Consider the following 17,706-nt stretch of genomic DNA (forward strand, 5'->3'; position numbering starts at 1 on the left):
TAATGTGTTCTTTTTGATGTATTAAAAAACATTATTTTTCATCTTAATAGAGTTCAATACACATGCTCAAGCGATATTCTTTACGGTTTTGTTAATCGTAATAGTGGATGAGTGGCGTAATTTAAAAGCTGTAAATTACAGTAAAAATTGCAAGAAATATAAAGCATGATATGTGCCATGATCGCTTGGCACTCTTTAGGGCAGAATCGGTTATACAGGTGTTTTATTTCAGTATTAAAACCGCTATTTATCGATAGCATCGATGAGAAGAGAAAAATAAAAGCTAATATCTGTGTCATTGAAATAAAAAAAGCGACGTTTCCGTCGCTTAAAAAAGTTTGAAAAATTAGAACATAGATTCTTCAGAATTGGCTGAAATTTTGTGAATCGAAAGGTCCGCACCACGATATTCATCTTCTTGTGACAGGCGAATACCCATAGTGGCTTTTAACAGACCATAAACAATAAAACCGCCAACCAAGGCAATGATAATGCCAAGGCCTGTACCAATGATTTGTGAGATGATGGAGACACCACCTAAGCCACCTAAAGCTTGTTGACCAAAGATGCCTGCTGCAATTCCACCCAATGCACCGCAAACACCATGTAAAGGCCATACCCCAAGCACATCATCAATTTTAAGTTTGTTTTGGGTGTAGGTGAATAGGTAAACAAACAGTGCACCTGCTGTACCGCCAATTAATAGTGCACCAATTGGGTGCACAATATCGGAACCCGCACAGATTGCGACTAAACCAGCCAATGGGCCATTATGTAAGAATCCTGGGTCATTACGACCCATAAAGTTGGCTGCCAAAGTACCACCAACCATTGCCATCAATGAGTTAATTGCCACTAGACCTGAAATCGCTTCAACCCGTTGTGCGCTCATCACGTTAAAGCCAAACCAGCCCACGATCAGAATCCATGAACCTAAAGCAAGGAATGGAATAGATGACGGTGGATGGGCACTGACACGACCATCATTTTTATAACGACCATGACGGGCACCGAGTAAAATCACTGCGGCGAGAGCAATCCAGCCGCCCATGGCATGCACCACAACTGAACCGGCAAAGTCATGAAAACTTGCACCAAAAGAGTTCTCTAACCACTTTTGCAGACCATAGTTACCATTCCAGATCATGCCTTCGAAGAAAGGATAGATCAGTGCAACCAAGATCAGTGTGGCAATGGCTTGAGCACGCATCTTGGCACGTTCAGCAATCCCGCCCGAAATAATCGCAGGAATTGCAGCAGCAAAGGTCAGCAAGAAGAAACAGCGCATCAGGTTATAGCCATGATCGGCTGCTAAGGTGCTGCCAGCATGGAAAAAGTTTTGACCATATGCAATCCAATAGCCTACAAAGAAATAGGCAATCGCTGAAATGGCAAAATCGGTGAGGATTTTACTCAGTGCATTGACTTGGTTCTTATGGCGTACTGTGCCCAATTCCAAGAATGCAAAGCCAGCGTGCATTGCTAATACCAGTACTGCCCCGAGCAGTAAGAAAAATAGATCTACGTTTTGCATAGTGGTGCTCAAAAAAAGTGCTAAATTTTATTTTGGTGCAAATATTTGATTCGTTTTATGCACCAAAATGGATTTAGTAAATCTAAATACTCAAGCTGTATTGAAACAACTCAATTTGATGGAATTTATAAAGCAAAAAACGCACCAATTTAGAAATTAAATTGTAATTTTGATGAAAAGTGGTGCAATTTACCTAAAAATAGCACAGTTCTGGGCACTTCTGAATGAAAGGCTGTGGGTGATTTAAATGAAAATCGGTAGAGGGTTCTTTACTGTGTTCAAGAATAGCTCACGCCACTTTTCATATCCGTATTGCTGGATACAAAAAGTAGCGTTGCGTGATTGTTGTTGGTTTTACATCACAGGTGGGCTATAGCTGAGGGTGCGTCCTAAAATCCACAATAAGAACAGTACTAAAGGCAGATGGAACACCAATTGAGTGACGGTAAAACCAATCACGTCTTTGGCTTTGAGTTTTAAAATCCCCAACATTGGCAGCATAAAGAAGGGGTTGATCAGATTTGGTAAAGCTTCAGCCGCATTATAAATCTGCACTGACCAACCTAAATGCACTTGTAAATCATTGGCTGCCTGCATCACATAAGGCGCTTCAATAATCCATTTGCCTCCGCCAGAGGGGACAAAGAAACCCAGTACCGCAGAGTAGATGCCCATCACAATCGCAAAGGTTTCTTTGGATGCAATCGAGACAAAGAATTCAGCAATATAATGCGACAGTGAAAAATCCTGACTATTTAGCGCTTGGGTCATAATAAAGGCAATACTGCCGTAGAGTGGGAACTGAATCAGAATACCCGAGACAGCAGGCACCGCCTGACTCACTGCATTGAGAAAATTACGCGGGGTGCGATGTAGCGCAAGACCCAGCATCAAGAATACAAAGTTATAGGTATTGAGACTGGAAATGGCAATGATTGGATTGGTTTTAGAAAATTCGATAAACATCCAGATCAAGCCTAATGCCACCACAATAATGGTCAAAAGCGGTGAGTTCTCCAACCAATCTCCCGCTCGGGTCGATTTGACCTCAGCTTTTTCCTCTTCTTCAAAGTTGAGTTCAAAATCCTGCATGGTTTTGACATTATCGCCTTTCGGTGCAGACCAATAGGCAATTGCAATCGAGACAATCACCAAAATCAAAGTCATTAACATGGATTGCCACAGGAAGATGGTTTCTGTAAATGGAATCACACCAGTTAAATTATAGATTGACTCAGGTAGACTGGCTTTATTGGCCTGTAATTGTGCTGCAGAAGAACTGATGCCGAGTGCCCACGTCGCCCCCATGCCAATAATGGCAGCAGCGGCGGCAGCACGATAGTCCATCTGTAGCTCTTTACGTTTGGCTAGCGCAATCACCAATAACGCGGTCAAAATGGTACTGACTGCCCAATTGACCAAAGAAATCAATAAACTAACTGTGGCTACCAAGACGATGGCACTGCGTCCCGAATGAGGGATACGTGCCATCTTTTGAATCAGTTTTTTCACAGGTGCAGAAACAGAAACCACATAGCCAACAATAATCAGCATGGTCATTTGTAAGGTGAAGGGGATTAGACTCCAGAAACCGTTACCAAATGAGCTGGCAACATCTTGTACCGATGCACCAATGCCGATGGCAGCAAAGGAAACGATAATCACACCGAGCAGGGCAAAAATATAGGAGTCAGGAAACCATTTTTCCGACCAGTTACTAATATGCAGGGCAAACCGTTCTAACAAGGCAGGTTGTTTATTCATCTTGAGCATCCATTTTTAATTTTGTTGTATCTGATTCATTTGTCCTAAATGAATTTTTGCTGTTATGAAAACAGCGAAAAGTGATGCCATTACAGCATCACTTCAATGAGAAAAATAAAAGCGTGTGTAGAATTAAGCTTTGGCTTCAATCAAAAGCTCAATACCTGTGGCATCTTGAATTTGTTGTTCAGTGACATCCGGTGCTAACTCCACCAGTTTGATGCCTTCTGCGACAACATCTAAAACACCCAAGTCGGTAATGATACGATGTACGACTTTTTGACCTGTGAGCGGTAAGCTACACTGTTTAACGATTTTAGCGGTACCGTCTTTGGCATTGTGTTCCATCAGCACCACCACACGTTGAACGCCTGCAACCAAATCCATCGCGCCGCCCATGCCTTTGACTTTTTTGCCCGGAATCATCCAGTTTGCGAGGTCACCCTGTTCAGAGACTTCCATAGCACCCAGAATGGCGATATTGACGTGGCCACCACGGATCATGGCAAAGGATTCGCTGCTTGAGAAAAATGCCGCACCTGCACGAGCAGTGACGGTTTGTTTCCCTGCGTTGATTAAATCAGGGTCGAGTTGCTGTTCTGTAGGAAATTCGCCAATGCCGAGCAGACCATTTTCCGATTGCAACCACACATCCATATCCTCAGGGATGTAGTTGGCAACCAGTGTTGGAAGACCAATACCGAGATTGACGTAGAAACCATCTTGTAATTCTTGCGCGGCACGTTGTGCCATTTGTTCACGTGTCCATGCCATGATTATGCGTCCTGTGCTTTGAGGGTTTTTTGTTCGATCCGTTTTTCTGGCGTGGCATTCAACACAACACGATTAACATAAATGCCAGCCAAATGGATTTCATCTGGATCAAGTTCGCCAATTTCAACAATCTGCTCGACTTCAGCAATGGTAATTTTCCCAGCCATTGCACATTCAGGATTGAAATTTTGAGCGGTTTTACGGAATACCAGATTGCCGGCTTTATCCGCTTTATAAGCTTTGACCAAGGCCACATCTGCGGTCAGTGATGGTTCAAGGATATAGGTACGACCATTAAATTCGCGTTGTTCCTTACCTTCAGCCACCAAGGTGCCTGCACCTGTTGCGGTATAAAAAGCAGGAATACCTGCACCGCCCGCGCGTAGTTTTTCTGCCAATGTGCCTTGAGGCGTGAGCTCAACCTCGAGTTCGCCATTCAGGTATTGGCGTTCAAATTCTTTATTTTCACCCACATAAGACGAGATCATTTTTTTAATTTGTCGGGTTTTAAGCAAGACACCTAAGCCAAAATCATCGATACCTGCATTATTTGAAATACAAGTTAGGCCTGTTACCCCTGTTTCTTTCAGTGCTTGGATCAATGCCTCAGGAATACCACATAGGCCAAAACCGCCAACCGCAAATGTTTGTTGATCTTGCACCACATCTTGCAGTGCCAGTGCTGCGGTTGAATAGACTTTATTCATTTTTTTCACCTGTAAATTCCTTGGTTTCTAATAGTTTTAGCACTCAGGGATTATTTACAGAAGTTTAAATTTTTAAAGGATTAATGAGGGAAACTCATTAATACAATAAATTTCATCTATTTCACTCAAAAGGGCAGGATGACGGGGCGAGTCTGTCTTGCTGTAGCACTCAATAAGAGTTAGCCAAAATCATGTTGTAGCAAGATCTCGATAAACTCGGCTGAAATATTGGAAAGCTCAAAGTCTTTTTTATAGACAATGCCAATCGCTTGCGGCAGTTTACCATCCTCAATTTCAATCAAAACGTTGTGTTCCTTGTCGATAAAGTTTTGAAAATGACGGGGGATGGCACTGACCCCCATATCCAATGCCACAAAGCTGGAGAGGGAACTGATCTGATGGCATTCAACTTTTAAATCTAAAGTCAGATGGTTTTTAAGACAGTTTTCTTCAATCAGGTGTCGAACGATCGAGGGATGTTGCAAGGTCACAAAGGGATTGGCGCAGAGCTGTTTCCAACTGATCGAATCCGCACTTGCCGAAGGATGCGTTTTTGGTAAGAGCGCAAGAAAATCTTCCTCAAATAAAGGTCTAAATTCCAGTTGATCATTGCGCGGTGGTTCAAAGCAGATACCAATTTCAAAAATGCCATCCTGAACATTCTCCAGTACTTTTTCATTGGGAATGTCATGAATAGAAAAGCTGATATTGGGATGCTTGGCTAAAAAGCTATGAATCACTTGCGGCAAAATTGCATGTGTGACAAAGGGCATCGAGGCAATATTCAGGGTGCCGCGATTGAGTTTAAAACGTTGTTTGACGTCCTTTTCCATATCTTCCCAATTGGCCAGTAATTTCTTGGCATAGGGAATCAATGATTTTCCTTCTTGTGTTAGTTCAACCCGACGGGTATTGCGTTTAAACAGCTTACCACCTAGTTCTTCTTCCAGTGATTTGATACTTAGACTTAAAGCAGATTGACTGAGATGCAATTCAGCAGAGGCATTTGCATAATTCAGGGTACGGGTCAAAGCCAGAAATGCTTTGAGTTGCTTTAAAGTCATGGTGGACGACCTATGCGGAAAGTTTTTGATTTATATGCTGTAATTTATAAAAAAAACAGCACATTGTGACTGGCATTTTTGTTAATTCGGTGGCGAGAGGTAAGCCGTTTATTTTTAAAAATCCCACATGCGATTATTGATTTATTTTATCTCAATATCGAAAAATGGATTTTAAAAAGAATAAGCTAAATATAACTTAATGGGATTGATGAGTATTTTTCAATAGTTAATTTATTTTATTAATCAATTAAATTTCTTGGTGTTTATTATTATAACATATTGATTTTTAATGATAATTAAAATTATTTATTTTGTTTTAATCATCTTGTTTTTTGTGAATTTAATGCTATTTTAAAATACGTTTTAGCATGCGTCATTGTTTTAGATTATGTACTGTAATCGGCAGTATTTTGATTTTTATTTATGGTTAGGATAACCACCACACAGTATAAAAAAAATAATTTGGTTGACCCTGACATATATTCTTTGGAATGGAGTAAAAGAATATGTGGGACTTATTTGTCATTCTGCTGTCTTTAGGCTTGCTGATGTACACGGCCTATCGCGGTTTTTCAGTGATTCTCATGGCGCCGTTATGTGCATTGCTGGCGGTTTTTCTGATTAACCCCGCCAATGTGCTGCCATTTTATTCGGGCGTTTTCATGCCGAAGATGGTCAATTTCATTAAAGACTATTTCTTGGTGTTCTTGCTTGGTGCGATCTTTGGCAAAGTGGTAGAAATGTCGGGCATTGCCGAGTCGATTGCCCGTACCATTGTTAATTTAATTGGCGCAAAAAAAGCCATTTTAACCGTGGTGTTGCTCGGTGCCATTCTGACCTATAGCGGTGTTAGTCTATTTGTGGCGGTGTTTGCGATTTATCCATTTGCCAATCAGTTGTTCCAACAAGCCAATATTCCAAAACGTTTGATTCCCGGCACTATTGCCCTAGGTGCGTTTACATTCACCATGGATGCCTTGCCGGGCACACCACAAATTCAAAACGTGATTCCAACCACATTCTTTGGCACCAATATTTATGCAGCGCCGTTTTTGGGTGTCATTGGGGCGATCTTCGTCTTGAGCATGGGTCTACTGTATTTGGAATCATGTCGTAAAGCTGCGGCTCGTGCAGGTGAAGGCTATGCAGGTTTTGCTGCTGAAGATGCAGTCTCGCAAACGGCAGTCGATATTGAGTCATCAACCCAAAACAATAGTTCAGTGCTACGTCAATGTATGGCTTTTGTGCCGTTGATTCTAGTTGCAGTGATGAACCGTTATCTGTCTACGGCAATCAAAGAATGGTACCCAAATGGCTTTGATTTTAATGCAATTGGTCTAGCCAATTACACTGTTGATGTGGCAAAAACTGGGGCGATTTGGGCAGTCGGTTTGGCCTTGATTGTCGGGATTATTGCGGCAATTTTATTTGATTATCAGCGCGTGGTGACCAACTTTAAAGAAGGCGTCAATGCCAGTATCAGTGGTTCATTATTGGCGGTGATGAATACTGCATCGGAGTATGGTTTTGGAGCGATTATTGCGGCATTACCGGGCTTTGCTTTGATTAGCCATGCACTGGGGACGACCTTTACCAATCCTTTGGTCAATGGTGCAGTGACCACGACGGTGCTAGCAGGGATTACAGGTTCCGCATCGGGTGGGATGAGTATTGCTTTGAGTGCGATGGCCGAAACCTACAATGCAGCGATTTTAGCAGCGGGTATCCCCCCTGAAGTGATGCATCGTGTGGTGGCGATGGCATCGGGCGGTATGGACACGCTGCCGCATAATGGCGCAGTGATTACCTTACTTGCCGTGACAGGTTTAACCCATAAACAATCCTATAAAGATATTTTCGCAGTGACGATTATTAAAACCTTGGCGGTATTTGTGGTGATTGCTGCATTTACATGGTTTGGTATTGTGTAAAGCAAATTTTAAATTCAGCTTGCCTGTTTTGACAGGTGAGCAATCAAAATGATCAAGAACAGGAGTAGCAGAGTGATTCAACAACTCGAAGCCAAAGTGGCCTTTATTACTGGTTCTGCGAGCGGTATTGGTTTGGAAATTGCGAAAAAATTTGCACAGGAAGGTGCCAAAGTGGTGATTTCTGATGTCAATGCAGAGAAATGCCAGCTAGCCGTGGAGCAGTTAAAACAGCAGGGTTTTGAAGCCCTGTCAGCGCCTTGTGACGTAACTGATGAACAAGCTTATAAAGCGGCAATTGATTTGACTACACAAACTTTTGGGCGTCTGGATATCCTGATCAATAATGCGGGTTTTCAGCATGTTGCAGCGATTGAAGACTTCTCAACAGATATTTATCAGAAACTGGTTCAGGTGATGCTGACTGGTTCATTTATCGGGATTAAACATGCATTTCCAATTATGAAAGCGCAACAATATGGTCGTATTATCAATATGTCTTCGATCAATGGTCTGATTGGTTTTGCAGGGAAGGCGGGGTATAACAGTGCCAAGCATGGCGTGATCGGCTTGACCAAAGTGGCGGCTTTGGAATGTGCGCGTGATGGCATTACCGTGAATGCATTATGTCCGGGTTATGTGGATACGCCATTGGTGCGTGGGCAAATTGCCGACTTGGCCAAAACCCGTAATGTGAGTCTGGAAAGCGCTTTGGAAGATGTGATTTTAGCCATGGTGCCACAGAAGCGTTTACTCAGTGTTGAAGAAATTGCCGACTATGCGATTTTCTTAGCCAGTAGTAAAGGCGCAGGGATTACAGGACAGGCGGTGGTGATGGATGGTGGTTATACCGCACAATAATCCATTTATGTGATTGAAAAAGCCGCTCATTAGAGTGGCTTTATTTTTTATGGAGCTGATTCTATTCGAGTGCCGCTACTTTCGCCGTCTGATTATTGCTACACTTTTTTATTTTTAGGCGGATGTGTTATGTCCTTTGATCTCAAAGTCAGTTTAAAGCAAAGGGCTGAACCTTCCTCACAGCAGAAAAAGCTGAATCGCCTGATTGATCAAATAGAACAGCAAAAAATCAGCCTTGCCACATGGCAGAATGCGCAAGCCGAGATTCAACAGCACACACGGCAAAAACTGATGCCTGTGTATAGTGAGTTGCATGAAATCTTGTTTCAGCAGTTAGATCAACTTTGGACACTGTTACAACAACATGAGTTTTCTAAAGTGGATATGCAGCAACTGGATGAAAAAATTGCCCAGCTTGCCCAGTTGTTAAAGCGTTCCAAGATGTTGAAGGATGAACAGTTAATGTTGGTCAAGCAGATCGATACCTTTTATCAGCAACATGCACAGCAATCGCTTAAAAAGAATAAAAAAGTACAGTCAGCCAAGTTTGAGCATGAGGAAAGTCCTGAGCACAGTACGGCATCAGAAGAAGATGATTTTGAGCAGTATGCTGCCGAGCAACAAGAGGCACGGGAAAAAGCCAAGCAACTTCGACAGCAACAGAAACGTGAACAAGCAGAGCAGATGGCAGCGCAGTCGCTGAAAACGGTCTATTTAAAAATTGCTGCCATGATTCATCCTGACCGTGAGCAAGACGAGACCAAGAAAGAAGAAAAAACCGAGTTGTTTCAGCAGGCGAGTCAGGCCTATGAACAGCAGGATTTATTTTATTTGCTCAAGCTTCAATTACAGTTGGAACAGAATAAAGGTGTAGGCGCTAAAGAGTTATCGGCTGAGCAAGTCAAGTTTTATAAACTGGCTTTAGATGCACAGAGTCAGCAGCTTGACAGTCAAATTGAGGAGATTTTAGATTCTTTTCAGTTGGCGAAGAAAGTAAAAGTTGAGCATCTGCATATTAGTGATGTGTATAAAGCCATAGATGCCGATTGTGCTGAGTTAAAGCAGCAGTTGAAGTGGGAAAAAGAGCGTTTAAAGCATATGAAGAAGGTGAGTGGGGTAGAGATGTTGTTGGGGTATGGGGTTTTATAGCTACCTCTCCCTTCGGCATGAGAAACACTGGGCGAATTCAAACATGAGGTGCGACAGTTTGAAAAGTCTTATGATAATCAACAAGCTGAGCAAATTTCTCTAATGGTGTAAGCCAATCTAACGCTTTTCTAGGACGAGTATTCAGTGACATGGCAACTTGATTTAAATAATGCTGATCTGCCTGATTTAAATCAATCCCTTTAGGTAAATATTGCCTAATTAAACCATTCATATTTTCGCATGTGCCTTTTTGCCAGGGTGAATGTGGGTCACAGAAATATACATCTATGCCTAAATCTTCTTCAAGTATTTTATGTTCTGCCATCTCGCGTCCACGGTCATAGGTCAACGTTTTACGCAGTTCTGCAGGTAAATATTTCAGAGCTTCAGTTAAAGCCTTGCGCACTGATTCTGCCTTTGCATCAGGTAATGTTGCCAAGATACAGAGCCGTGTATTTCGTTCAATAAGTGTTGCTATCGAACTTTTATTGTCTTTACCTTTAATTAAATCAGCTTCCCAATGACCCGGTATTTTTCTTTCTTGAACTTCGGCTGGGCGCTCATGAATAGTTTTAATATCCTGTAATATAGAATCTTTTTTAGGTTCACCGTTAGCTTTTCGCTTTTTATTTTCATGACGCAGACAGGATAATAAGTCTTTTTTCAACTCACCCTTTGGTAATGCTCGTATCGTTGAATAAATCGTTGTATGGCTTACATTCATTGTTTGATCCAAATCAGGAAATGTCTTTAAACGCTTTGCTATTTGCTGAGGAGACCATAAACAACGGATCGCTTCAACAATAAATTTCCAGAGGATTGAATCGATTTTGAGTTTTCTGTGACCACGTCTACGTCTAGCGAAGGTGTTATCAGAAGCATATCGAGCTTGATAAACGTCATTGATGCTATTTCTTTTAAGCTCACGATAGATCGTACTAGGATGTCTTTTAATGAGTTCAGCAAATTTTCTGGCTGAAAAGCCTTCTTTTCTTGACTCAAGCATTAATGCAGTACGATCTTCAAAGTTAAGATGATGGTATGACAATTTTATATACTCCATAAACCCTTTAAATTAATTAGGTGGTTTATGTCGCACTTCAAGTTTTACTCTGCCCTGTTTCGTAGGGGAAGGGTAATTAAAATGAAAAATAAAAAATGAAATTAGATCCAAAACTAGTATAATTCGCCAAGACCATGTGGAGCAATGCCACAGATATATAAAACTTAATCAATAATCTTTTTGTGCGACTTAATTTAATAGCCTTAAAATATTTGACGAGGATTTTTTATTGAAAACTATCTGCGCCATGCAATTGGTTGAAAAATTATCGTGTATAATATGAACAATCATTTTTATTATGAATAAAATTTATTTATATTATTTTTTAACTATCACATATTTCATATATGTGAGCGGAAGAGAAGTTATCTACATGTTTGGTTATTTGAATGAGTTAACACCAAAGCATATAAAAGTACCTTTTCAAGTAATCAGAAATTATAAAAGAGAGTCATTTATTTGGGTCATATGTGTAATTTTTTTGGGACAGATAGGTATTTTTTTAAATTACTTTTTACAGATATTTTTTAAAAGTAAGAGTCTGATTGATGGTTTGGTAATTAATTTTTTATTAGCTCTTAAGTCAGATTTTATAAATGGAAATTTTTATATATTTTCTATTTCGCTAATGGCATCTTCCCTATGTGCACTAGTTGTCAGCTTTTTATATGATGAAAAATCTAGATTTAAATCATTAAAGTTTTTTACAATGCTATTTTTAGGTAGTGGAATTGCTATTTGTGCTCTAGTTCATGCGCTAATTCAATTAAATACTGATGATAGTGTTAATCTTTTTATCCCAATATATATATTTCAAGTCTTGGGGTATTTTATAGCAATATTTGTTTCTATCTATGCGGCTTGTTTACTGAGATTAGATTTTAAAAACAGTATTCATAAAGAGTTAGATGATCTTTACCATAAGAAGTCTGATGATAAAGCCAAAATTATGATGGAAAGTGCAGAGCAAGCTCAAGTTGGCCCTGATGGAGAAAGATTTTGAAGCTCAAGTATTTTGTAGTTAATCAGCCAATAGGTACATTTTATCTATCCGTTATTAATGCCTCTGATTTAATTGGTATTACAGATACTTTGGCTAGAACAATAGTTGAACAAGATAATGTGCAAAGGGAATCAGTACCTGAGCGTATTAATGCGATAGCAAATTATTGTACAGATCCTGATGCAACTTTTCCTACAGCAGTTATTATCTCGGTATATCAAGAAAATTTTATCTCCATAGATGATGAATATTTAGTGTTTAAAGACAATGTGTCAATTGGTGAGATTATCGATGGACAGCATCGGTTATTAGGTATTGAAAAGTCTGGTCTAAGTTCTAAATTTGATTTACCAGTTGTTTTTATGTTTGATCTGGATAGCTATCAGAAGGGTTATGTTTTTTCTATTATTAATAGTAAGCAAACACGAGTTCCAATGTCTAAAATATATGACTTATTTGCATTAAATCCATATCGTAGTCCATATAAAACATGCCATGATATTGTGAAAACTTTAAACAGAAATGTGGATTCTCCGTTTTATAATCGAATAAAAATGCTCGGAAAAAAAGAGGTTGGACAAGAGAAAGCATCACTATCTCAAGCTGCTTTTATTAATTATTTACTTCCATTAATTAGTAAAAATCCAGACAAAGATTCAATCGATATTAAAAACCATAAACCTCTAAAATATGATGACTCTCTATTGTTTAGAAAGTATTTCATTGAAGAAAAAGATGAGCTGATTCTGAAGGTGCTTTTAAATTATTTTGGAGCTATTAGTGAAGTTTTTTATGAGCAATGGAATAATCCAGAAAAATATATTTTATCTAAACCGATTGGTTATGGGGCGCTTTTGAAGCATTTACCTCTATATTTAAAGTATGGATTTGAACATAAAGATCTCAGGGAAGATTTCTTCATTGAAGAATTTCAAAAGTTAAAAGATTTTTTAGATTCACCAGATTCGGGTGGTGTGCAGATGACTTCTGAATTTTTTGGCTCAAATGAGCAGTCTAGAACAAAATTAGCTAATCTGATTAGAGAAGCTATTTTATAAAGTTAATACAAATAAAAAGGGCTGAATGATCAGCCCTTTATGCACAAATTAGATCAAAATACGGCTTAAAGCGCAGCAATTTGTTCCATACTTTGCTTAATCTTCACTAACTGATCAGCAAACTCAGCCAATTTAACCTTTTCACCTTCAACAACCGCTGCTGGTGCTTTCGCTACGAAACCTTCATTCGAAAGTTTATTGGCAATTTGATCATGTTGCTTTTGAACTTTATCCAAGTCCTTCTGCAAACGACCCAATTCAGCTTTCGGGTCAATCAAGCCTTTCATTGGTACAAATACCGAAGCATGGCTGACAACACTAGAGCAAGACAACGGTGGTTCTTGCTCATTACTCAAGAACTCAATGCTTTCAACTTTAGCGAGTGCTTTGAATAAAGCTTCGATACGGATGATTTGCTCACGCTCAGCATCAGAAATGTTCTTGAGCAATACAGGCAATAAACGCGCATTACCTAAGCCCATTTCACCACGAATATTACGTACTGCACCAATCAAACCTTGTAACCACTGCATGTCTGCTTCAGCTTGATCATTCACCTTGGCTTGATCAGGCACAGGGTATTGTGCAGTCATAATCGTTGCACCACCTTTGCCTAACATTGGCGCAAGCGTTTGCCAGATTTCTTCTGTCAAATACGGCATCAACGGGTGTGCCAAACGTAAAGATGCTTCCATTACCGCAAGTAACACACGGCGAACTTCTGCTTTACGCTCTTCAGAAACATTGGCATCGTTAAGCACTGGTTTAGTTAACTCAACATACCAGTCGCAGTATTCATTCCAGATAAAGTCATAGATCGCTTGTGCAGCAAGATCTAAACGATAGGTAGCGAATGCTTGATGTACCGCAGCTTCCGCTTTTTGTAGACGGCTCATGATCCATTTTTCTGGAAGTTCCCAAAGCTCTGGACGTGCTTCTTGAGCAACCGTTTGACCTTCAACATTCATCAACACGAAACGGGTAGCGTTCCAGATTTTGTTGGCAAAGTTACGGTAGCCTTCAACACGTTTCATGTCGAACTTGATGTCACGACCTGTATTGGCAAGCGCACAGAAAGTGAAGCGAACTGCGTCAGTACCATAAGCTTGAATGCCTTCTGGGAATTCTTTACGGGTTGATTTTTCAATCTTCGCCGCTTGTTTCGGGTTCATCAGACCCGTCGTACGTTTTTGTACCAAGGTCTCAAGGTCTACGCCATCAATCAAATCTAGTGGGTCAAGCACGTTACCCTTAGACTTCGACATTTTTTGACCTTCGCCATCACGGACGAGACCGTGAACATAAACCGTTTTAAACGGTACTTGTGGCGTACCATCTTCATTCTTCATGAAGTGCATCGTAAACATGATCATACGAGCAACCCAGAAGAAGATGATGTCAAAACCAGTCACCAATACATCAGTTGGGTGGAACGTATTAAGGAAATAGTTTTCCGCATCTTTCTTGGCATCGCCAGTCCAACCTAAAGTTGAGAAGGTCCACAGTGCGGAAGAGAACCAAGTGTCTAATACGTCTTCATCTTGGTTTAATACAACATCAGCAGGGATGTTGTTTTTGGCACGGACTTCAGCTTCATCACGACCCACATAGATATTGCCTTCAGCATCGTACCAAGCTGGGATACGATGACCCCACCAAAGCTGACGAGAGATACACCAGTCTTGGATGTTGTTCATCCACGCCATGTACATGTTGCTGTACTGTTCAGGAACAAATTTGATACGGCCATCTTGAACCGCTTCAATTGCAGGTTGCGCCAATGGTGCAATTTTTACATACCATTGGTCTGTTAATAACGGTTCAACGATTACACCTGAACGGTCACCGCGAGGTGGCTTCAACGTATAAGGTTGGATTTGATCTAACCAGCCTTCAGCTTCCGCTTGTTCAACCAATTTTTTACGTGCTTCAAAACGTTCTAAACCAATATAGTCCGTAGGGGCAGGGATGGTTTTAGAAATTTGCTCGCCTGCTTTGGCGATGTATTCAAACTCAGCCAACACTTCTGCATTTTTGTTGAAGATATTGATGATTGGCAATTCACAACGCTTACCGACTTCATAGTCGTTAAAGTCGTGTGCAGGGGTGATTTTTACACAGCCTGTACCGAATTCTTTATCTACATATTCATCTTTAACGATTGGAACAGCACGACCTGTAATTGGCAGGATAATGTTCTGACCCACAAGATGCGTATAGCGTTCATCATCCAGTGCAACAGCAACCGCAGTATCACCTAACAAGGTTTCAGGACGAGTGGTCGCGACAACGATGTGGTCTTTACCATCATGGGTACGGAGGTTTTTATCTTCAAAGAAATATTTGAAGTGCCACAATGAACCTGCTTCTTCTTTATCTGATTCAACTTCTAGGTCTGATAGCGCCGTTTGTAGTTTCGGATCCCAGTTGACGAGACGTTTACCGCGATAGATCAAGCCATCTTCATGCAGTTTTACGAAAACTTCTTTTACTGCATTGGATAAACCTTCATCCATAGTAAAGCGTTCGCGCGACCAGTCCACTGAAGAACCTAAACGACGGATCTGACGGGTGATGGTATCGCCTGATTGCTCTTTCCATTCCCAGATTTTTTCGATGAATTTTTCACGACCTAAGTCATGACGACTGACACCTTGTGCACCCAATTGACGCTCGACCACCATCTGCGTTGCAATCCCCGCATGGTCAGTTCCTGGTTGCCATAAGGTATTTTTACCCATCATACGATTGTAACGGGTCAGTGCATCCATGATGGCATTGTTAAAGCCATGTCCCATGTGCAAGCTACCAGTGACGTTCGGTGGTGGAATCATGATACAGAATGATTCACCTTGACCTGATGGTTTGAAATAACCTTGTTGTTCCCAGATTTGATACCATTTCTTTTCGATCTCGGTTGGATCGTAAGTGGTTGCAATATTTTGAGCAGATTGAGCGTCAGTCATAGTACAGAAGATTAAAATTGAATAAAAAATTAGATCTATTGTAGCAAAAAATCCTCGCTTCTGTAGGCATTTCAGCCATGCCAAGTGTTAATGCGAAAAGCTGCTTAAATAATGTCTGAATTGCCGTTTTTTGAGCTTTTATAGAGCAGATGTTTAGTACAGCTTCATAATGTGGCTTTTATGACTGATGATCGACAGCTCAATCAAGATAAATGCCTTATAGATTTCATTTTTTTCTCAAAAGCCGATGAAAGGCGTTGGATTTTTATACAAATAGGATTAGATTTGTGTAATGCATCACATAACTTAAAAATATTGATGCTCAAAACAACAATATAAGAATGCGAAAAACTAAAAAAGGGATGCTTCTCATGAGTTATTCAATCCTGTTGAAAATTAATGACGTCACACATGGACAATTTGAAACCATCCGTCAGCAGCTCAATGCTGGTACGCATGAGAGCCAATCCCGTATCTTGGGTGAGGTATTATCCGAAATTGCCTGTGATATTGTCGAGCAAGTGTTTTCAGTACTCTTGATTCAAAATCGTCAGCCGACGCAGCTCACCCAGAAAAATACCGCTGAATCTGAAAAAATTATTCAACAGATTATTGGTGCGGTGCGTAAATATATGCCGTGGTCGATTGCTTTATTTGGCAATGAGCGTCTGTGTCCCTTTGCCAATTATTTTTCCAATATGATCAAGTATCACGATGAGCAGGTTTATGTGTCTTATCCGATTGATCGACAACTGGTGCAGCAGGCACATAGTTTGGTCACGCAACTCAAGAATAATGAAATCAGTGATATGGTCGATGTGTTTCAAACCTTGATTCAAATCGTGGATTTGGGTGTGACCAGCCTGATTCGTGAACCGAAGAAATGCTTGAACTTTAATACCGTGGTCGATAAAACCTTAAATGGGGTGATCAATATGACTGCACATTTAAGCTATAAGCGTTTAGAGAAAATGGGTAATCAAGTGGATAGCAATGCAGCAACCGATTGCGTCAACCATTTTTTAGCATTTATGCATGTTGATACAGAATAGAGTGTGCTAAATTCGGCGTGTACAACGCCAAAAATGATAGAAAAATAGATTTGATAAAAGGGCTTGTTTAACAAGCTCTTTTTTTATGGAATCTTACAATTAGGGTTATTAAAATGAACACCGCCGTTTTTTTAAATATTCATGCGGATACTTATGCAAGGTTTGCACATATTCGAGCGCAATTATTGCAAGGACATAAAGAAAGTCAGGCCAGTGCCTTAGGCAGCGTATTGTCTGAAATGGCTTGTGAAGTGATTGAACAAGTGTTTATGGTGCTATTACAAGAAAATCAGCATTACTCACAAACGGGCGAATCTGAAAAAGTGATTCAGCAAATTTTAGAAGCGATTCGTAAATATATGCCATGGTCGATTTCTTTTTTTGGCAATGACCGTTTAATCCCTTTGGTGGAATATCTCTCAAAAACTCTACAGATTGAAGATGAACAGGTGTACATGACCTATCCTGTGGAACAGTATTTGGCTCAGAAAGTCGTTGCATCTAGTCAAAAGCTGACGGATGGAGATCATCGAGAAATTTCAAATGCGCTCAAACTTCTCACTGAAGTGATTGATGCAGGTGTGACTCATTTGATTCGTGAGCCAAAGAAATGCCTTAAATTTAATTTTGTGGTCGATAAAACTCTCAATGGGGTCATTAATATGACCACACATTTGGGTTATAAGCGTTTGGAAAAATTAGGCACGCAAATTGATCAGCAAGTAGCGGCAACATATGTAGATTACTTCCTGAAATTTATGCGTCATCAAGCATAGGTAGGAC

14 protein-coding genes are annotated in these 17,706 nt (G+C 40.4%); 7 read left to right on the forward strand and 7 right to left on the reverse strand.

Annotation, left to right across the window (positions count from 1 at the left end; genetic code table 11):
- Positions 1–346: 346 nt before the first annotated feature.
- The 5 genes from F896_RS15295 to F896_RS15275 form a co-directional block, all read right to left on the reverse strand.
- Positions 347–1,534, reverse strand: coding sequence for an ammonium transporter (locus tag F896_RS15295; RefSeq protein ID WP_016162756.1), 1,188 nt, complete (start codon positions 1,532–1,534; stop codon positions 347–349).
- 354 nt (positions 1,535–1,888) lie between these two features.
- Positions 1,889–3,298, reverse strand: a complete 1,410-nt coding sequence (locus F896_RS15290; RefSeq protein ID WP_016162757.1) for a short-chain fatty acid transporter — start codon at positions 3,296–3,298, stop codon at positions 1,889–1,891.
- A 132-nt stretch (positions 3,299–3,430) separates the two neighbouring features.
- Positions 3,431–4,072, reverse strand: a complete 642-nt coding sequence (locus F896_RS15285) for a CoA transferase subunit B (protein ID WP_016162758.1) — start codon at positions 4,070–4,072, stop codon at positions 3,431–3,433.
- Positions 4,073–4,074: 2 nt separating this feature from the next.
- Positions 4,075–4,779, reverse strand: coding sequence for a CoA transferase subunit A (locus F896_RS15280; protein ID WP_004652254.1), 705 nt, complete (start codon positions 4,777–4,779; stop codon positions 4,075–4,077).
- A 179-nt stretch (positions 4,780–4,958) separates the two neighbouring features.
- Positions 4,959–5,843 carry a LysR family transcriptional regulator gene (locus F896_RS15275; protein ID WP_016162759.1) on the reverse strand — a complete coding sequence of 295 codons (885 nt, stop codon included), beginning with the start codon at positions 5,841–5,843 and terminating at the stop codon, positions 4,959–4,961.
- Between the two features lie 506 nt (positions 5,844–6,349).
- Between F896_RS15275 and F896_RS15270 the strand changes: the two genes are divergently transcribed.
- From F896_RS15270 to F896_RS15260, 3 genes are all read left to right on the forward strand, one after another.
- The gene (locus F896_RS15270; protein ID WP_016162760.1) at positions 6,350–7,774 is read left to right on the forward strand and encodes a GntP family permease; all 1,425 of its coding nucleotides are present in this window, start codon (positions 6,350–6,352) and stop codon (positions 7,772–7,774) included.
- A gap of 48 nt (positions 7,775–7,822) precedes the next feature.
- Positions 7,823–8,632, forward strand: coding sequence for a 3-hydroxybutyrate dehydrogenase (locus F896_RS15265; RefSeq protein ID WP_277606249.1), 810 nt, complete (start codon positions 7,823–7,825; stop codon positions 8,630–8,632).
- Between the two features lie 129 nt (positions 8,633–8,761).
- Positions 8,762–9,781 carry a hypothetical protein gene (locus F896_RS15260; RefSeq protein ID WP_016162762.1) on the forward strand — a complete coding sequence of 340 codons (1,020 nt, stop codon included), beginning with the start codon at positions 8,762–8,764 and terminating at the stop codon, positions 9,779–9,781.
- Between the two features lie 37 nt (positions 9,782–9,818).
- On the opposite strand, the gene F896_RS15255 is transcribed toward F896_RS15260, so the two are convergent.
- Positions 9,819–10,787 (reverse strand): IS30 family transposase, encoded by a 969-nt coding sequence (locus tag F896_RS15255; RefSeq protein ID WP_014538385.1) that lies wholly within the window; start codon positions 10,785–10,787, stop codon positions 9,819–9,821.
- A 430-nt stretch (positions 10,788–11,217) separates the two neighbouring features.
- On the opposite strand from F896_RS15255, the gene F896_RS15250 reads away from it, so the two are divergent.
- Entirely contained in the window at positions 11,218–11,847 is a 630-nt protein-coding gene (locus tag F896_RS15250) for a hypothetical protein (protein WP_016162763.1), read from the forward strand.
- Positions 11,844–12,905, forward strand: coding sequence for a DGQHR domain-containing protein (locus F896_RS15245; protein WP_016162764.1), 1,062 nt, complete (start codon positions 11,844–11,846; stop codon positions 12,903–12,905). Before F896_RS15250 ends, F896_RS15245 begins: the two co-directional genes overlap by 4 nt.
- A gap of 65 nt (positions 12,906–12,970) precedes the next feature.
- On the opposite strand, the gene F896_RS15240 is transcribed toward F896_RS15245, so the two are convergent.
- Positions 12,971–15,871 carry a valine--tRNA ligase gene (locus tag F896_RS15240; protein ID WP_016162765.1) on the reverse strand — a complete coding sequence of 967 codons (2,901 nt, stop codon included), beginning with the start codon at positions 15,869–15,871 and terminating at the stop codon, positions 12,971–12,973.
- 371 nt (positions 15,872–16,242) lie between these two features.
- On the opposite strand from F896_RS15240, the gene F896_RS15235 reads away from it, so the two are divergent.
- Both F896_RS15235 and F896_RS15230 read left to right on the forward strand, forming a co-directional pair.
- Positions 16,243–16,923, forward strand: a complete 681-nt coding sequence (locus F896_RS15235; protein ID WP_016162766.1) for a hypothetical protein — start codon at positions 16,243–16,245, stop codon at positions 16,921–16,923.
- A gap of 113 nt (positions 16,924–17,036) precedes the next feature.
- On the forward strand, positions 17,037–17,699 hold the full coding sequence (locus F896_RS15230) for a hypothetical protein (RefSeq protein WP_016162767.1): 663 nt from the start codon (positions 17,037–17,039) through the stop codon (positions 17,697–17,699).
- Positions 17,700–17,706: the final 7 nt, after the last annotated feature.

It is taken from the genome of Acinetobacter genomosp. 15BJ (assembly GCF_000400715.1).
Taxonomy (GTDB): Bacteria; Pseudomonadota; Gammaproteobacteria; order Pseudomonadales; family Moraxellaceae; genus Acinetobacter.